This is a genomic window from Egbenema bharatensis FJBBOT/2019 (assembly GCF_048077055.1).
GTDB lineage: Bacteria > Cyanobacteriota > Cyanobacteriia > Elainellales > Elainellaceae > Egbenema > Egbenema bharatensis.
Genome location: NZ_CP182236.1, coordinates 1222119 through 1238557, shown reverse-complemented (window position 1 = coordinate 1238557; position 16439 = coordinate 1222119). Strand labels below are relative to the sequence as shown.

Annotated in this window: 12 protein-coding genes and 4 pseudogenes; 9 read left to right on the top strand and 7 right to left on the bottom strand. The window is 52.5% G+C overall.

The window, feature by feature from the left end; translation table 11 throughout:
* Positions 1 to 61: 61 nt before the first annotated feature.
* Entirely contained in the window at positions 62 to 1771 is a 1710-nt protein-coding gene (gene ureC / locus ACM1PF_RS05890; protein ID WP_416673080.1) for an urease subunit alpha, read from the bottom strand.
* A gap of 363 nt (positions 1772 to 2134) precedes the next feature.
* On the opposite strand from ureC, the gene ACM1PF_RS05885 reads away from it, so the two are divergent.
* The 6 genes and pseudogenes from ACM1PF_RS05885 to ACM1PF_RS05860 all read left to right on the top strand — a co-directional run bounded on the left by ACM1PF_RS05885 (position 2135) and on the right by ACM1PF_RS05860 (position 6838).
* Positions 2135 to 3184 carry a GDSL-type esterase/lipase family protein gene (locus ACM1PF_RS05885; protein ID WP_416673077.1) on the top strand — a complete coding sequence of 350 codons (1050 nt, stop codon included), beginning with the start codon at positions 2135 to 2137 and terminating at the stop codon, positions 3182 to 3184.
* A 270-nt stretch (positions 3185 to 3454) separates the two neighbouring features.
* Positions 3455 to 4095, top strand: a pseudogene (locus ACM1PF_RS05880) (hypothetical protein).
* 66 nt (positions 4096 to 4161) lie between these two features.
* Positions 4162 to 5073, top strand: coding sequence for a pentapeptide repeat-containing protein (locus ACM1PF_RS05875; protein ID WP_416673075.1), 912 nt, complete (start codon positions 4162 to 4164; stop codon positions 5071 to 5073).
* Positions 5074 to 5115: 42 nt separating this feature from the next.
* A pseudogene (locus ACM1PF_RS05870) lies at positions 5116 to 6219 on the top strand (protein kinase domain-containing protein); the annotation flags it as partial.
* A gap of 125 nt (positions 6220 to 6344) precedes the next feature.
* Positions 6345 to 6458: pseudogene (locus ACM1PF_RS05865) on the top strand (formylglycine-generating enzyme family protein); the annotation flags it as partial.
* Positions 6459 to 6544: 86 nt separating this feature from the next.
* Entirely contained in the window at positions 6545 to 6838 is a 294-nt protein-coding gene (locus ACM1PF_RS05860; RefSeq protein WP_416673073.1) for a formylglycine-generating enzyme family protein, read from the top strand.
* A 495-nt stretch (positions 6839 to 7333) separates the two neighbouring features.
* On the opposite strand, the gene ACM1PF_RS05855 is transcribed toward ACM1PF_RS05860, so the two are convergent.
* The 4 genes and pseudogenes from ACM1PF_RS05855 to ACM1PF_RS05840 all read right to left on the bottom strand — a co-directional run bounded on the left by ACM1PF_RS05855 (position 7334) and on the right by ACM1PF_RS05840 (position 10858).
* Complete coding sequence (locus ACM1PF_RS05855) at positions 7334 to 7585, bottom strand: hypothetical protein (protein ID WP_416673070.1); 252 nt, start codon at positions 7583 to 7585, stop codon at positions 7334 to 7336.
* Positions 7586 to 7889: 304 nt separating this feature from the next.
* Positions 7890 to 8681, bottom strand: a complete 792-nt coding sequence (gene istB / locus ACM1PF_RS05850) for an IS21-like element helper ATPase IstB (protein ID WP_416670327.1) — start codon at positions 8679 to 8681, stop codon at positions 7890 to 7892.
* A gap of 391 nt (positions 8682 to 9072) precedes the next feature.
* Positions 9073 to 10140: pseudogene (gene istA / locus ACM1PF_RS05845) on the bottom strand (IS21 family transposase); the annotation flags it as partial.
* A 148-nt stretch (positions 10141 to 10288) separates the two neighbouring features.
* Positions 10289 to 10858: a hypothetical protein gene (locus ACM1PF_RS05840; RefSeq protein WP_416673069.1), complete on the bottom strand. Its 570-nt coding sequence runs from the start codon at positions 10856 to 10858 to the stop codon at positions 10289 to 10291.
* Between the two features lie 265 nt (positions 10859 to 11123).
* On the opposite strand from ACM1PF_RS05840, the gene ACM1PF_RS05835 reads away from it, so the two are divergent.
* Positions 11124 to 11312, top strand: a complete 189-nt coding sequence (locus ACM1PF_RS05835) for a hypothetical protein (RefSeq protein WP_416673067.1) — start codon at positions 11124 to 11126, stop codon at positions 11310 to 11312.
* Positions 11313 to 11337: 25 nt separating this feature from the next.
* Here the strand turns inward: ACM1PF_RS05835 and ACM1PF_RS05830 are convergent, their stop codons facing one another.
* Both ACM1PF_RS05830 and ACM1PF_RS05825 read right to left on the bottom strand, forming a co-directional pair.
* Positions 11338 to 11586, bottom strand: coding sequence for a hypothetical protein (locus ACM1PF_RS05830; RefSeq protein WP_416673066.1), 249 nt, complete (start codon positions 11584 to 11586; stop codon positions 11338 to 11340).
* Between the two features lie 405 nt (positions 11587 to 11991).
* Positions 11992 to 13701 (bottom strand): potassium channel family protein, encoded by a 1710-nt coding sequence (locus ACM1PF_RS05825; protein ID WP_416673063.1) that lies wholly within the window; start codon positions 13699 to 13701, stop codon positions 11992 to 11994.
* Positions 13702 to 13903: 202 nt separating this feature from the next.
* On the opposite strand from ACM1PF_RS05825, the gene ACM1PF_RS05820 reads away from it, so the two are divergent.
* A complete protein-coding gene (locus ACM1PF_RS05820) occupies positions 13904 to 14233 on the top strand; it encodes a hypothetical protein (protein WP_416673061.1) in 330 nt (109 codons plus the stop codon).
* Positions 14234 to 15147: 914 nt separating this feature from the next.
* Complete coding sequence (locus tag ACM1PF_RS05815; RefSeq protein ID WP_416673059.1) at positions 15148 to 16317, top strand: glycosyltransferase family 4 protein; 1170 nt, start codon at positions 15148 to 15150, stop codon at positions 16315 to 16317.
* Positions 16318 to 16439: the final 122 nt, after the last annotated feature.

The window sequence follows — 16439 nt, the reverse complement described above, 5'->3', positions numbered from 1 at the left end:
CGAGAATCGAGCGATCGAGAAGATCGAGCGATCGTCGTGAGGTCGAGGGTTTGGGAGGATGCTAGAACAGGAAATAGCGTTGGGCCATGGGTAATACGGAGGCCGGCTCACAGGTTAACAGTTCTCCATCCGCCCGAACTTCATAGGTTTCAGGATTGACCTCCACCTGGGGCATGGCATCATTCAGCTTCATGTCTTTTTTCGTCAGCTTCCGAATGCCGGATACAGCGGCAACTTTTTTCTGGAGCTTTAAGTCGTCAGCAATCCCAGCTTTGTAGGCCGCTTTTGATACAAAGGTCAGCGAAGTACTGCTCATGGCCCTGGCATAACTCCCAAACATCGGTCGCATGTGGACGGGCTGGGGGGTAGGAATGCTGGCGTTGGGATCCCCCATCTGGGCCCAGGCAATGAATCCCCCTTTAATCACCAGTTCGGGCTTCACGCCAAAGAAAGCAGGTTTCCACAGGCACAGATCGGCAAGCTTGCCGACTTCAACGGAACCGACATAATCGGAAATGCCGTGGGTGATGGCGGGATTGATCGTGTATTTGGCGACATACCGCTTGGCCCGGGTATTGTCATTGCGATCGCTATCCCCCGCTAAACGACCCCGCTGATCCTTCATCTTGTGGGCCGTTTGCCAGGTGCGACAGATTACTTCCCCGACGCGCCCCATCGCCTGGGAGTCCGACGAAATCATGCTGAAGGCCCCTAAATCGTGGAGGATATCTTCGGCGGCGATCGTTTCCCGGCGAATGCGAGACTCAGCAAAGGCCACATCTTCTGGAATGCCCCGATCCAGGTGGTGGCAGACCATCAGCATATCCAGGTGTTCTTCCAGGGTGTTGACGGTGTAGGGACGAGTTGGATTGGTTGAAGAGGGCAGCACATTCAACTCACTGCAAACCTTGATGATATCGGGCGCGTGTCCTCCGCCTGCTCCTTCCGTGTGGTAGGTGTGGATACAGCGATTCTTAAAGGCTGCGATCGTGTCCTCCACAAATCCTGCTTCATTCAGCGTATCGGTATGGATCGCCACCTGAATGTCGTAATCCTCCGCCACACTCAGGCAGGTATCGATCGCCGCTGGAGTGGTTCCCCAATCCTCATGGAGCTTTAAGCCGATCGCCCCTGCTTCCACCTGCTCGACTAATCCCTTCGGTTGGGCCGCGTTCCCTTTTCCCAGAAAACCAAGATTAACGGGGAAAGCATCTGCGGCTTGCAGCATTCGGTGAATATTCCAGGCTCCGGGGGTGCAGGTGGTGGCATTGGTTCCCGTTGCAGGGCCCGTTCCTCCCCCGATCATCGTCGTTACTCCAGAGGCAATGGCCGTTTCAATCTGCTGAGGACAAATGAAGTGAATATGGGCATCAATCCCGCCTGCCGTCAGGATCATGCCTTCCCCCGCGATCGCCTCCGTGCTGGGGCCAACGATGATAGTGACATTGTCCTGAATGTAAGGATTTCCTGCCTTGCCGATCGCACTAATTCTGCCGTCTTTAATGCCAATATCGGCTTTAATAATCCCCCACCAATCCAGAATCAGGGCATTGGTAATCACCACATCCACCGCCCCATCCTTGCGGGAAATCGGAGACTGTCCCATGCCATCCCGGAGCACCTTACCGCCGCCAAACTTGACCTCATCGCCGTAGGTGGTGTAGTCCTGTTCCACTTCGATGATCAAATTGGTGTCCGCCAACCGCAGCCGATCGCCTACGGTGGGGCCAAAGGTTTCAGCATAGGCGCGCCGATCCATTCTGTAGCTCATGACACTCTGTCTCCGTCCTTCCGTAAGGGTTCTCTATACCCCGAAAATTTTCTATAAAGTCTTTGCAAATTTCACCTGCAAATGCTGCAATCACAATCGGTGAATCGCCCCATCGTACCATGAATATTTTTTCAGGGCAGTTTAGCCAGAACAGTTGAAATGTTTCCCTGGGGACTTCCGAGTTTCTACTGATGGAAGGGAGGCATACCACCGATTTTCTCTATGAAAATTGTCTGAACTTTTAGGAACTCGTCCTGAGCATTCGGAAGATCAATAGTGAAAGTGAATAGGATGCCTGCCTTACCTCAGGGATAGTACTGAGGCAGAGGGAGGAAATCTCGATTTCCCAGAGAGGTTGAATCGATGAGTGAATTGTGTCTCCTTGCGGTTAGTCTGCTCGTTCCAGGACAAGCTCCAGGAGGGCCGTTAACGGTTCCCATATCTAAGCTCCCCAGCTCTTTACCTGCGGCCGTTGAAACTGGGCTGGCTCGGTTCTGCAACACAATTCACCCTAAAACGGTAGCGAAAGACGCGATTACCTCGATCGAAGTTGCCCCCCCCGAATTTAGTTCTCCTCTTCAACTGCGATCGGTTTCCTATTCCTCGGAGTCAGCCCCCGCTCTCCCCGCCCCTCCCATTTCTCCCACTACACCCTCCCCACCTGATGCAGCCATCAGTGATGCTCCGTCCAGCTTTCTGCCCGTTGCGCCAGCCCGTCCCTTAAACGGCGGCCAGTTGTACCAACAGCGTCAGGCTGCCCTACAGGCTGGAGCCACCTACACCCGTCTCCCAACCGACAGCTTTCAGGAACAGTGGATGAATACCGCAATCCAGCCCACCTACGATCAGTGGGTTCGCTTGCTCAACCAGGAAGCCCAGGCCATGGCCGGGGGACAGGGGGACAGTAAGCTGTCGGTGATGATTGGGGACTCCCTCTCCCTGTGGTTTCCGCCAGAGTTGTTGACTGGCGATCGCTTCTGGCTGAATCAGGGGATTTCTGGTGATACGACGATGGGCGTACTGCAACGGCTCTCGGCGATTCGAGACACGAATCCTGACACCATTCACGTTATGGTCGGCATTAACGATCTGCGGCGAGGATCCACGGATACCGAAGTGGTGAGCAACCTGCGGGAGATTATGCGCCAACTGCGGTATCACCATCCCAATGCCCAGGTGATTGTCCATTCCATTCTGCCGACTCGGCTGGCAGCCCTACCCACCGATCGCATTCGTCGGTTGAACTATATGATCGCCAATGCAGCGGAACAGGAAGGGACGGACTTTCTGAACCTGCACTATGCCTTCAACGATGAAATGGGGATTCTCCGCCGCGATCTCACCACAGACGGCATTCATCTCAGCTTGCGCGGGTACGAATCCTGGGGCGCGGTCATGGCTTCGATTTTTTAATTCCTAAATTTTGTGAACACTCAGCGATAATGGGGGCAGGTTGATTGGGAAACTGAGCAGCCAAACCCTAAGAGGGTGTTTGAAAAGTGTTCTGTTGTGCTTTTGGGCACCTGAGATCCCCCCTAACCCCCCTTAAAAAAAGGGGAACCGAACTCAAAGTCCCCCTTATTAAGGGGGATTTAGGGGGATCCAAACCGTTTTGCTACCAACAGAAGGACTTTATAAAGCATCCTCTAAAGCTTAGACACTGCCGATCGTTGAGATTGAACCTTGGGAATTGATCTTCGTAGCTACGTTTATCTAGATAGTTTGCAGTCCCAGCACGCTGCCTACCTGGGCACTCAGGCCCTGGGTTTTTTGCCTTTACCGGGGGATTCTTCCCTGTGGGTAGAAATTTCGCCGGGCATGGAAATTAACCGCCTGATGGATATTGCCCTCAAAGCGGCTTCTGTCCGGCCCGGAGTCCTGGTGATTGAACGGTTGTATGGTCTGCTGGAAATTCATGCCAACAAGCAAAGTGATACCCTGGCCGCCGGACGAGCCATTTTGGAGGCGATCGGGGTACGGGCAGGGATTCCATCAAACCGCGTGTGATTTCCAGCCAAATCATCCGAAATATCGATGCTCACCACACCCAATTGATCAATCGTACCCGTAGGGGCAACATGATTCTGGCTGGGCAAAGCCTCTATGTTTTGGAGGTGGAACCGGCTGCCTATGCTGCGTTAGCCGCCAACGAAGCGGAGAAGTCAGCCCTGATTAACATCCTCCATATTTCAGCGGTCGGTAGCTTTGGGCGGCTTTACCTGGGTGGCGCAGAGCGAGACATTATTGCTGGGTCAACGGCGGCCCTGGAGGCGATCGAAAATGTCGCAGGCCGGGATGTCCTGGTGGCAAATCGGAATGAATAGCACCCGATGGGCAGGGTGGATTGGGGAATCACAGGCAGGCAGGAGCAGGTTGACTGGGGCAGGACAATGGCGAGGGCAGAACATCTTTCACAGTTGAAATGGGGAGCGGTTGCCTGGACAGATTGGCGGAGCAGACACCCGGAGGTTTGGCCAGATTTGCGTCAGGCGGACTTGCGGAATGCTGATCTGGAGGGCGTTGATTTCAGCCAGGTTGATCTGGAACAGGCTTACCTGCTGGAGGCACGACTGGTCAGGGCCAATTTACGGCAGGCGAAACTCCGGAAGGCGAACTTCTATGAAGCGGATCTGACGAATGCGGATCTGACGGAGGCGGAACTGATCGATGCGAATCTGATTGGCGCAAACCTGACCGGGGCCGACCTGCGAGGGGCGAACCTGCGGGGGGCGGATCTGCGCGAGGCTGTCTTGATTCAAGCCGATCTCAGCCTGGCGGATTTGATTGGCACTGATTTGCGGCAGGCCAATTTGAAGGAAGCTGATCTCAGTGATGCCAACCTGACCCGGACTGAATTCGATCGCGCCCGGTTAATGGCCGTTAACCTGAGTGGAGCCAACCTCAGCCGGGCTAACCTGCATCTGGCAGAACTGATGGAGGTGAACCTGGCGAGAGCCAGCCTCTACAAAACCATTTTGATCCGAGCCTATCTGGTGGGAGCCGATCTTTTCGCGGCAACCCTGATTGAAGCCCAGTTGACGGGAGCGGATCTGAGTTGGGTAAACCTGAGTCGAGCAAATGTATCAGGAGCTATGCTCGATCGGGCCAAACTCCGAGGTGCTAACCTCTCCAGAGCCGATCTGCGCCGTGCCAACCTTCAGGGAGCCGATCTCCAGGGAGCCAACCTGCACCGCACCAACCTCCAGGGAGCCAACTTGCAGAATGCTAATCTGTTCGATACCAATCTCTCAACCGCCAACCTGCGAAACGTCATCATGCCCGATAATGTCCTTCACCCTTAACGCCTTGCCATATACTCAAAGTGTGCTGTCGAGTGAATTTCCATGCTGGGACAACTGCTAGATGGGCGATACAAAATCCTGGAAAAATTGGGTGAAGGAGCCTTTGGAGAAACCTATTTAGCGCAAGATCAAAAACGCCCCAGGGAACCCTTTTGCGTGGTCAAACGCCTGAAGCCGGGATACACCGATCACCGAGTTCTAGAACTGTTTGAAAAAGAGGCAGATATTCTGGAACGCATGGGACGGCATCCCCAAATTCCCCAACTGTTGGCGCACTTCGCGGATGAAGGAGAGCTGATCATCGTCCAGGATTACATTGAAGGCCATTCGTTGCGAAAGGAAATTCGCCCTGGTCGAAGACTCAATGCAGACTATGTGGTGCGAATGCTGCGGGATATTTTGCAGATTCTCGTCTATGTCCATCAAAACAATGTGGTGCATCGAGATATCAAGCCGGAAAATATCATGCGCCGACTGAACGGTGAACTGGTGCTGATTGACTTTGGAGCGGTCAAGGAATTGGGAACGATGGCGGTGAATCCCATGGGTCAGATTGCGACATCTGTGGTAATTGGCACCCTGGGTTATATGCCAACGGAGCAGGCCAAAGGCAAGCCCCACCTGTGCAGTGATGTGTATTCGGTGGGGATGATTGGCATCGAAGCTTTGACCGGAATCTACCCCCTTTCCCTCCCGGAAGACCCGCAAACCGGAGAGGTGATCTGGCGCAATCGAGCCGAAGTCAGCGATCGTCTGGCGGATATTCTCGATCAGATGGTGCGCGATCGCCACATTCACCGCTACTCCTCTGCCCGCGAAGCCCTGGAAGCCCTCCAGAGCATGATTGATACAGAACCTGCTCCTTCCCCTTCGCCTCCCAGCAATCCATCCATTACCCAATCGATCGCCCAATCCCTGGGTTCCACCATCAATGTTCTCACGATGAAGGTCGATGTGCTGACGGTGAATTTACGAGGGCAGGAAACCCTGCGACGAGCGCGAGAAATTGAAATCATTTCTGATGATTTAGGAGATGGCACGATTTTGGAACTGGTGGGCGTTCCAGGTGGCATCTTTGGCATGGGTACGGCTGACTATGAGATGCCTGATCCCGCCGAAATGCCGCTGCATTCAGTCAGTGTCGCCCCTTTTTTCATGAGTATGTTTCCGGTAACGCAAGCCCAGTGGCGATCGATCGCAGCCCTACCACAGATTCAGCGGACCTCGACCCCCTACCGGCTCGGTTTAAAGGTAAAGATCGGCCCGTGGAAATGGTGTCCTGGGAAGATGCGATCGAGTTTTGTGCCCGCCTTTCTAAGTGCCGCCAGCGCACCTACCGTTTGCCGACGGAAGCGGAGTGGGAATACGCCTGCCGTGCCGGAACCACGACCCCGTTCCACTTTGGTGAAACCCTGACTCCCGATCTAGCCAACTACAACGGCAATCACACCTTTGGCTCTGGCCGAAGGGCGTGTACCGGGAAGAAACTACCCCCGTCGGCATTTTCCCAGCCAACGCCTTTGGGCTGCACGATATGCACGGCAATGTTTGGGAATGGTGTCTGGATCACTGGCATGATTCCTACGAAAATGCGCCAACCGATGGTAGAGCCTGGCTACTGGAGGATACGCCCCACTTTCCCCGCCTGTTGCGTGGTGGAGCCTGGAACAAAGATCCCTGGACTTGTCGATCGGCCTACCGCGATCGAGATAATCCATCTACCCGCAATAAGTTTATTGGGTTTCGGATTGTCTGTGAGTTATGACGGTCGGTTCGCTGATTTTGAAGGGGGATTGAGAATATTGTTGCCCGTTGCCATAGTACAAAGTTGCTAAGCGGCGGTCAGAAAAGCGGATGGGGGGTTTGGCAGTTGATAGAGATTCGGGGGAATGCCCATCAAGGAGAGGATCTGGGTTTGCAATGAACTTAAGGGGGTTGTGTAGTAGTCTCCGGTAGGGAGTCGGCATAGCGTGATTCCGGCAAACGCTCTTAACAAGGATTCAGTCGAGGGCGTCGGGTGGCGCGTTTGGGATTGCCTGCATAGAGTCCGGCTAACTCGGTTTTGTCTTGTTCGAGTTGACGACGCACGACAAACTCGATGAGGGTGAACAGACGCAGGGATATGTCAAACAGATTGTGTCAGGGAGCAAAGTTAAAGCGGAAACCTATCTTCAAACTCGATGGCAAAACGGTTGAGTGCCGCCTTCCAATCTTTGATAGGCATCGTCCACTTTTTAGCAATGTTCAGTAGATCGCAAATTCATTCTAGAGAGGGTAAATAGATGGCTGTGATGACTGGGAAATGTCGCTCGACAGCCTGAGAGAGAAACTCCAACATGGTCTTGAGACTAAAGAGTTCTCGGTAAACGACCCGTCCTCCTCGTTGAGTACGGCTCACAAAGAACCAGAGCAAATACACCCAGAGATTGACCAAAATAAACGCCAGAGCCACAAACAGCAAACGGGTGACTGGATTCTTGCTCGTGGTGCGGATACGGCACCCATTTTTCATCCTGTAGCTGGTCTCGATACCGAAACGGTCTTTGTAATGCTGATGCTGTGAAATGTCAACTATTCGTGCCGGTGAATGACTATTGGTTTGCCGATTCCAAGGGGCAGAACTAGATGACATCCTAGAGTGACAACTAGACAGAGCAAATCGACAACGACACAAAGAAGACCTGTCATTTCACAGACGACAGGTCCTATATCAAAAAAGAGACCCTCAGGTAGGAGAATCTCAAAAGATAGATGCACTATCGATAGATAAAACAGCGCAACGACTCAACACGAGATCGCTAACTCAGAGCATCACACTATGGCTTGGGTTTAGCGCGCTCAACGGCTGAATGCTTACGAAAACTCTCTGCCTGGATTTCAATGATCAGTGCATGGTGTACGAGGCGGTCGACCGCAGCGACGGTCATCATCGAGTCAGAGAAGATGGCATCCCACTGGCTAAAGGGATGGTTCGCGGTAATCAGGAGGCTGCGACGCTCGTAGCGATGAGCAATCAGTTCAAAGAGAACGGAGGTTTCCGCCTCATCCTTTTTGACATAGCCGAGGTCGTCGAGGATGAGGAGGTCAAAGCGGTCCAGCTTGGCTAAGGTAGCCGGGAGTTGGAGTTGGAGCTTGGCGTACTGCAACTGTTGCACCAACGCCATCGCTGAGAAGAACTTGACGCGTTTGCCCAGGTGGATCGCTTGTTGGGCGACTGCTGCTGCCAGATGAGTTTTGCCGACACCGCTCGGCCCCAGCAAAATCAGGTTTTCCGCCTGCTCCAGCCAAGTGGTGTGTTGCACCAGTTGCATCAGAGCAGCGCTATTGAGAGTAGGACAATGGTCAAACTCAAAGGTCGTAAAACTTTTTCCGGGTGGGAGTTGGGCCTCGCCTAGAGCGCGTTGGATGCGGACTTGAGCGCGACGGTCGGCCTCCAGTTGGCATAGCGCTAGTAAGAATTGCGCGTAGGACCAGTTCTCTTGAATGGCCTTGGCTTCGATGCTCTGCCAGTGGTTGAGCATGTGGGAGAGGCGCAGGTGTTTGAGGGTGAGGCTGAGGGTCTGATGCGGGTTGCTCTGGTTGGGGGGTATCGGCACTATCGAGTCCATGAGAGGGGAGGAGTTGGTCATAGGAATCCAGGGGATGTTGGTGAACATTGAGGTTGGACATCGAGGAGCGGGGAACGATTCCAAAGTGGCGTTGTAAGCCATTCAAGGTCAGTTGACTCGTTTGCAGCTGCATCTCTAGATAGTCGGCAACCGCCGTTTCCTGGTTTGTTTGATGAGCGATGAAGAGCGCCTCAACGATGAGTTTGGCGGCGCTATCCGGGTCGAACTGTTCACTGATGTGCGACCACAGGGTCCGCCAGTGCTCATTGGGCAAAATGTCCTGCTGCCATGTACAGAAGAGGAACGCTCTGGGTTTGCGCCTGAGTCCCTCAATGATGTGGTGGTAGTTGATACAGCGGGCGCGGCGTCGCGTGCCGCTTCCAGACCCCCGAATCCGTGGAAGTTCCACCACCTGCTGCTGCCCCAGATAGCCCACCAATCGGTCATGGTAGAGTCGCAGGTTCAACTGCTGGCCAATCAAACGCGAGGGGACGCTGTAGAGGACGCAGCGCACCGTGATGGTGCTGAAGCGACTGACCCGGGCGATGACCTCTTCGTAATCAGCAACGCGGTAGCGGGGCAGCGGCTGTAGATGCTGCTTCTCCTCTTCGTACTTGACGCTGCACTTGCCGTTGAGCTTTGCCACCACCTGTCCAATAAAGTCCTGGTAAGCGGCCACCGATGGAAAGTCAACGCTCTCACGGAGATAGAGTTGCTGGATGAGGCGGCGCTTGAGGTGCCCGTGAGACGCCTCTATAGCCCCGTTCTCGTGTGCTACACCGGTGTTGTTGCGTGTCGGCTGCATCTGATAATGCTCACACAGCTGGTCGTACAACTGGGTCAACGGCTTGTGGCGTTTGCCGGCCATGTTGCGGTAGGCCGCACTCAAACTATCGGTGCGATGCAGCTTTGGTACTCCGCCACACGCCGCCAGCGCGTTCTGCAGCCCTTCGGATAGACCAATGAAGCTCTCGCCGCCCTGAATCACCTGCACGTACTGCCAGCCACTGTAGGCTAAGCGGTAGTGGTAGAGAATATGCTCGAACGGCACTCCGGCTATCGTAATCGTCACCCCCTTGAGCTCCGTGAAGTCCGACAGACCCATCTCACCCGGCGTGTGGCGAATCTCAAACATCACTTCTTTCGGGTCGCCGTGCAGCGCCTTCCAGGTCTGTACCCGCCGCTGCACGGTTCTCAAGGTTGACTCATACTCCCCAGGGTAGCGCTCTACCAGGTACTCATACAGTGTCGTCGCTTCCAAGCGTGGTTCTCGTTTGAGCATCGGCTCGAGTTCCTGCTCCCATACTCCAGAGAGGGGGTCTGAGCGTCTGCGCCAGTGGCGCTCTTCGGGCAGACGCTCTGTGCGTTCTCCACGTTCAATTCGTCGGCCGCTGCGCTCACAGCATCCAGCGATCTTCGCCGATTGCACCTGCGTGCAGCCTTCCTCTCGTGCTCGCATATACACCTGAACTTGGTAGGGTTGTAGCATCGGCACTAGCTCTCGTTCTGCGTTCAATACAGAAATGATCTAGTGCTTTTCTATGGTTGCGACGACTTCTATCTAGTTGTCGCTGGTCTTAGGTGCGATCTCTCACGGGTCTACGATCTCAAAACTGAGCCAGTGCGATTTGCTCACCGGTCAAATAGTCGTCGTTCTCATCTATTTGGTATTGTCGTCCAACAACGGCATGAATACCCAAAGTAACCCGTTTGTTACGACAAATCACATAGACGGTGGCATAGGCAAAGAACGAAGTCGTGCCTGCCTTAGCTTGAGAGCGGTAGATGTAAGGCTCAGTGGCGACGTTCACACTGCCGTAATAGGGAATCAGATGGAGGTCAATGGCAATACGATGCTTGCCCTTACGAATTTTTGGGGGGATGCGGCTTTGCAGAGCGGCATTGAGTTGAGATTCCAGAGTTGTGATATCGTCTAACTTATCGAGATGATAGCGAATGCCATTGCCACTGGGTACGCCCTCCAATCGTTGTGTTGTGTGTTCAATGCTATCGCTGCGACTGGCGGCCCGTAGCAAAATCTCAAACAGATCTTGGAGTGTGTATCCACCTTGCATGTCCAGGGATAAGTGTTCCAATAGGCAGTCGAGGGCTACCTCCAACGTCGCTTCATCCGTCAAAGCTGGAGCAGGCGATAATGAACTTGGGTAGATCGTCATGGCTTTGTTTTAATGCGTTTAGCCTGACCCTACCCCTTTCCTAGAGAATTTGCGATCTACTGAGATTATTTCTGCCTAAGATCCCAAATTAGGTGGATAGGCAGAACGATTCCGCATAAGATCCCAAATTACTACTTATGCCGATTATTTCCGCATAATACTCCGTTTGACCTGATTAGCCAGAATCTTTCCGCATAATTTCAGATTCCTATTCCTTGCATAGATAAGGTGCACTATTGGGTGCGCTATGCATCTACTTTTCTCTATGCAACTACCTTCTAAAAAGTTGCTAAATCAGGTGCGAAATGCCATTCGTCTCAAGTACTCCGCCGATCGCCCTAAAGAAACCGATGTACGATCGTGGATTCAATCGCCTGTGCGATCGCTTCACTTTGCTGACTGGGCGGGCAAGATGCCCACCCCACAAGAGGACAATCAAAATGGTAAATGGTAGGGGCTGCACCGCTGTGCGCCCTGGCTTAGAGGGTCATCGATCGCACGTAGATTCGCATAATTTCACCCGGTTCTTTGGTGGTGGCTTGTTGAATTTGCGAGAAGGGGAGGGGTTTTGACCAGTCTTCGACTCGGCAAAAATCGCATTGATACAGACGGGCGATCGTGATTTCTACATCATTGGGTTGGCCGATCATCAGAATTTTGACCGATCGCCGGGCAGGGGAAATCAGCCGATCGCCTTCAGGAGGCAGACCGAATAGTTTGTCGGACATATTGTATGAATCTCCTTGTGTTCCAGGGTTTGAAGAAACCCCAGAGACTAGCCCTCAATGTCAGACAGGGCAGGCCGCAAGCACCGGGTGTTATCATACACCCTAGCCTGGACTACCTCAGATAGTCTGGGTCAGGAGGTTAAGCGTATTGCTTGCCAGGCGCGCTTGACCTCCGTTAGAGAATTTCGTCTCCAGGTCATCCAGCTACCCCCAGGTCTGTGCAACCCGAAAGACAGCTATAGCTGATGAGCGTAGCATTAATCGATCGAGCAAATCAAGTCACAATTGTTACGGTCAGCAATTCTCATTTTGATTCAAATCGTTTGCACGGCAGATAGATTGCCTGTAGGGGCGCACTGCTGTGTGCCCTTACGGGATGTGCAATTTCTGCACAATCAATTTCATTTATGTTAGCCGCAGTGAAATTGAAGCAGGATGAGTTCGCCACAATTGCTCCAGATGGGTGGCAGGCATCGTCAGGTACAGCACATCTCCCGGATTCAGTTCCACATCCAGCAGATTCCAACCGTGGGCAGTCTGGCGTTTTGCTTCCAGATAGAGCGGCACCAGATCAGAATCCATCGCCACATCTTTGATCAGCCGACCGCAGAAAGGATGGGCGGGGGTAATCAGCGTTGAGAGGGCAACCCAGAGAATGTCAGCCGTTAAGCCATTGCCCAGCACCCTTCCCCCCAACGCAGCCGCAGCAAACGAAGGAGCCGCCAACTCCACCGGACTCAACACTGCATCGAAGTCAAACACCTGTTGAGACAGTTCAGCAAACTGAGGATTTTGATTTCGCACAATCACCTTGACTCTGGGGGCAATTCCTTTCACCGTCAGGGCAATGTCAATGTTGGTGACATCATCACTGGTGACGGCAAGAACGGCAGACGCACCCGACAGATAGGCTGTTTGTAAGGTGGCAGCAATGTTGGCATCCCCCTGAATCACAGGCACCTTCAGCGATCGCGCCATATTCAGGAATCGATTGTTGGGATCACGCTCAATCACCACCACTTCGCAGCCGTTAGCATGCAGCTGGCGCAAAATCTGTACGCCGACTGCTCCCAATCCGCAAATAATATAGTGATGGCGGTGGGGGATTCGCGCCTTATTCCAGAAGTCCTGAAACCGTGTTCCCAGCACCAAATCATTCAACAGGGCATAGAACAACCCAATGACTGCTGCCCCCACCAGCATCATCATCACTGTGAACACCTTGATGCTGTCTGGAGACAATTCGGCTACTTCCTCTGCCCCCCCGGCTCCCGTGATCATACCCACCGAGAAGTAGAGTGCGTCTGCTGCGGAAACGTGGGCATTCACCATCATGTAGGTGAAGGTGGCTGCAAAAATCGTCAGGAACAGAAACAGCGTCACCAGAATCATGGGGCGGATATGCTGCTGGAAATAGCGGAAGCCCGTCAGCATGCGGATCATCTGTTGCCGGAAGGTGTTCTGTACTGCCTGAATCCGGGGTTGAGTGGCAATGATGAGCCGATCGCCCAACTGAAGGTGCCGTCCAGACACTACGGCTGTTACCAGATCCACCTGTTGATGGGCAGGCAGGTAGTAGATCAGCATCCGGGAAGTATCGTCCCACAGGTCACTTAGCTTGCGGCCGCGCCAGGGATGGGTTTCGTCAATGTACTCTTCTCGAATCGGCCAGAGCTGATCAAACAGCCGCAACTGCCCGATCGCCCGGTTGCCGAGAGCTGAAAACGCGAAGACGGGAGCCGATAGAGCCGCCACACTCATGGAGAAATGATCGGACAGAATATGATCCAGGCGATCGCCTAAACTTTCATTGAATAAACGGTTAATAATACGGATGTGGGGATTGAGTACCCGTGCCTGAGTCAGGGCGGCCAGGTTGCTGTGGTCATTACTGCTGGATAATATCAGCGTATGGGCATCCTGGATTCCGGCTGCAATCAGAGTCGATGCCGCACACATATCACCAATCAGAATATGGCTGGCTGCAATTTCCGCTTCCAGATAGGGCAAAGGGCGATCGTTGATGCCAATTACCATTGCCCCCTGTTGCTTTAAGAGGCTATAGACCTTGAATCCGGTACGACCCAAACCGCAGACAATAATTCGGGGCTTCATAACGTTAAGGAAATTGACAAAACCAGTAGAAGACGGTTCTTTGTCCATAAACCCTTATTGTTCTGCGATCGGAATTCCAATAACTGTAGCTGATGACACGATGTTGTAAATTTTCCAGCAAAAAATCCTAACAATTTGTAAGCGTTGCAGCTCTGATTGTCGGGCTGGGAATACTGAAGGCGCAACTTAGCGGTGAACCCCCATGTATCAGCAGTCAGCCAGAGGTCAAATTCGCCCCAAAATTAGCACCATGCCACGGCAGCAGTCTGAGGCAACCGCATTTTTAGATATCTATAAGCTTGTGATTGAGAAAAAACGGCTTCAGCAAGAGCTTCAGGGAATGGATCAACGACGGCAGCAGATTGTCGATCGCCTGGCTTTGCTGGAAACGCAAGTCTCCACGCTGGAAAAAACCGCCCAACAGTTCCGCAGCACAGAAACTCAGAGCAACCCACCTACTGTTCAGCCGCCCAGGCGATCGGAACCTGCTCCACCCGCAGAGACGCTGGATACCCTGTTTTTGGAGTATTAGAGCAGTAGGAACTGCAATTCTGATCATCAGTACTATCACTAACCGTATTTTCCCGCACCGACTCAGCATGTTCCCCATAGCTTTATGGATTTTTTACAGTAAACCGCTTGACAGGGGTAGGGAATATGAAGAATTAGTGAGGCCTCGCATCAAAGACTTCCTTTGGTCAAATTCGATCATTTAATCTCAGTTTAACGAACAAACGAATTGGACAAAAGGTTTACCTCAGTCCGATTTCTCTCTAGTCAGTGCCTCACAGTGATTCAACGTTGAAGTTCGATCGTTTCGAGGTTGAATCCGTTATCCGGTAATTAACACGTCATACATTCATTTTTACGGAGCGAGTTATATCAGCATCAATTTCATATTTGGGTTGAGTGTTAGAAAAGCTTTGGTTTAGCAGAACTAGTGCTCAGCAATGGATAGGTGAATTTCAAGCAAATCGTACAGGTTACTGTCTCCTGATTAGCGTGAATAGCAATTTTCTATAACTAAAATTACTTACCTGAAATTTTCACTCATCGGGGCTTGAGGTCAAAAGTGTGTATTAAATAGCTCCAAGGAGCTAGTCGAGTCAGCATACAGCATCCTTTAAACACTCCAGGATGTTGTCTGGTCTGATGTAGTCGTGTGTGATAACTGGTCGATTTAGACTTACTTTTCGGGATCTATAAAAATTCCATCATCCATTCCATTTTTTGGTTCTTTAGCTGAATATATGGCGGTTTTTCTATAGTCACTCCCGTATCGTTCGCTTTCTATTAAGCCAGATTTATTGTGGTGCAACCATCAGTTAGATGGAGCATGGGTTTTTCATGTTCCCTTGCTGTTTATGGTTCTGGTTTTCATGTCTTATTATTTGCTTCCCTAATCTCTTCATTCCTGAAAACTTGTCTTAAATCCTGGAGGGCAACTTGAAGTACCATATCGCGCTCAGTCGGCAGTTTGACTTAGATGGCATTCAACGCAAAGCTGAAATGGGTTTGTGTCCCCGGCATACAATGTGGATTTTGCAACAGCAATTGAATGCAGTTGTTCACCAACCCGACAAAACGATCGTCACCCGTTTCGATCGGCTCCTGGCTCGCATCATCGGACAACCCGAACATTGGGCGTTAGCCCGGAAGTTGTCCTCAGACTTGAGCAGTGAAGATCTGGTGGTTTGTGCGGGTGAAGACATTGGATTGCCGCTGGCAATTTTGTGTGCGTTGCGTGGCATTCGGGCGAAGTTGGTGGTGATGATTATGGCTCCCGATCGCCCCAGACCCAAGATCCTGACCAAGCTCCTGAACTGGGCCAAACCGATTCAACTGATCATGACCAACACTCAGCAGAAAGCCGATTTTCTACAACAGCACTTGCAGCTTGCCGACCATGAAATTTTTGTCTATCCCGAACAGACAGACGCTCAGTTTTTCAATCCTGGCCCGATGTCGGCGGACAAACAACGACCCCTGATTGCCAGTGCCGGGTTAGAACAACGAGACTATCGGACGTTAGCTGCGGCAACTCAGGATTTAGACCTCGACGTGCGGGCCTGTGCCGTGTCGCCCAATGCCTCTGCCGCTACGCGAGTCGCCTTTCCAGAGGTGATGCCCAGCAATATGGTGGCTCAACACTACGACTGGCCGGATCTGCGCCAGCTTTACCGGGATGCAGATATCGTTGTGGTTAGCTTGCTGTACAACCATTATTCTGCTGGGTTGACGGTGTTAATGGAAGCTATGGCCTGCAAACGTCCAGTGGTGATCACACGCACCCCCGGATTGGCATCCACGCTGATTGATCTGGGCATTGTGACAGGGGTAGAAGCGGAAGATCCAGCCGGACTCAAACAAGCCATTCTCCACCTGCTCAACCATCCTGAGGTGGCGGCGGCCCAGGCTCAACAAGCCTACGAACTCTTCCTGGAGCAATTTACCAGCGATGGTCATGTTGAAAGCATCATTGCCCAACTGCATGGACTGGAGCAACGGACTGCACTCACCCCAGGCGATCGACCCCAACCTGTAGGGGAGCTGCCTCTAATGAATGGCATGAATCGATTAACGCAACGGCTGAAACCTTACCTGAAGCGAACTTAACCTTTTGGTTGGTCAGTCGGAAAGTTAGTTTAACTGCAAGTCTGGCTCTGTTTGTGCCCATCCTTTACTAGTATGAGAAAGCGGGGGCAGGGATAGACCGATCGCCATCGATCGCCAAATCA

Excerpts from the sequence above, each read along its gene's own strand:
- ACM1PF_RS05825 (WP_416673063.1), bottom strand. The coding sequence starts at position 13,701 with ATGAAGCCCCGAATTATTGTCTGCGGTTTGGGTCGTACCGGATTCAAG.
- ACM1PF_RS05835 (WP_416673067.1), top strand. The coding sequence starts at position 11,124 with ATGCAACTACCTTCTAAAAAGTTGCTAAATCAGGTGCGAAATGCCATT.
- istB (WP_416670327.1), bottom strand. The coding sequence starts at position 8,681 with ATGGACTCGATAGTGCCGATACCCCCCAACCAGAGCAACCCGCATCAG.
- ACM1PF_RS05875 (WP_416673075.1), top strand. The coding sequence starts at position 4,162 with ATGGCGAGGGCAGAACATCTTTCACAGTTGAAATGGGGAGCGGTTGCC.
- ACM1PF_RS05885 (WP_416673077.1), top strand. The coding sequence starts at position 2,135 with ATGAGTGAATTGTGTCTCCTTGCGGTTAGTCTGCTCGTTCCAGGACAA.
- ACM1PF_RS05855 (WP_416673070.1), bottom strand. The coding sequence starts at position 7,585 with ATGAAAAATGGGTGCCGTATCCGCACCACGAGCAAGAATCCAGTCACC.
- ureC (WP_416673080.1), bottom strand. The coding sequence starts at position 1,771 with ATGAGCTACAGAATGGATCGGCGCGCCTATGCTGAAACCTTTGGCCCC.
- ACM1PF_RS05840 (WP_416673069.1), bottom strand. The coding sequence starts at position 10,858 with ATGACGATCTACCCAAGTTCATTATCGCCTGCTCCAGCTTTGACGGAT.
- ACM1PF_RS05820 (WP_416673061.1), top strand. The coding sequence starts at position 13,904 with ATGTATCAGCAGTCAGCCAGAGGTCAAATTCGCCCCAAAATTAGCACC.
- ACM1PF_RS05830 (WP_416673066.1), bottom strand. The coding sequence starts at position 11,586 with ATGTCCGACAAACTATTCGGTCTGCCTCCTGAAGGCGATCGGCTGATT.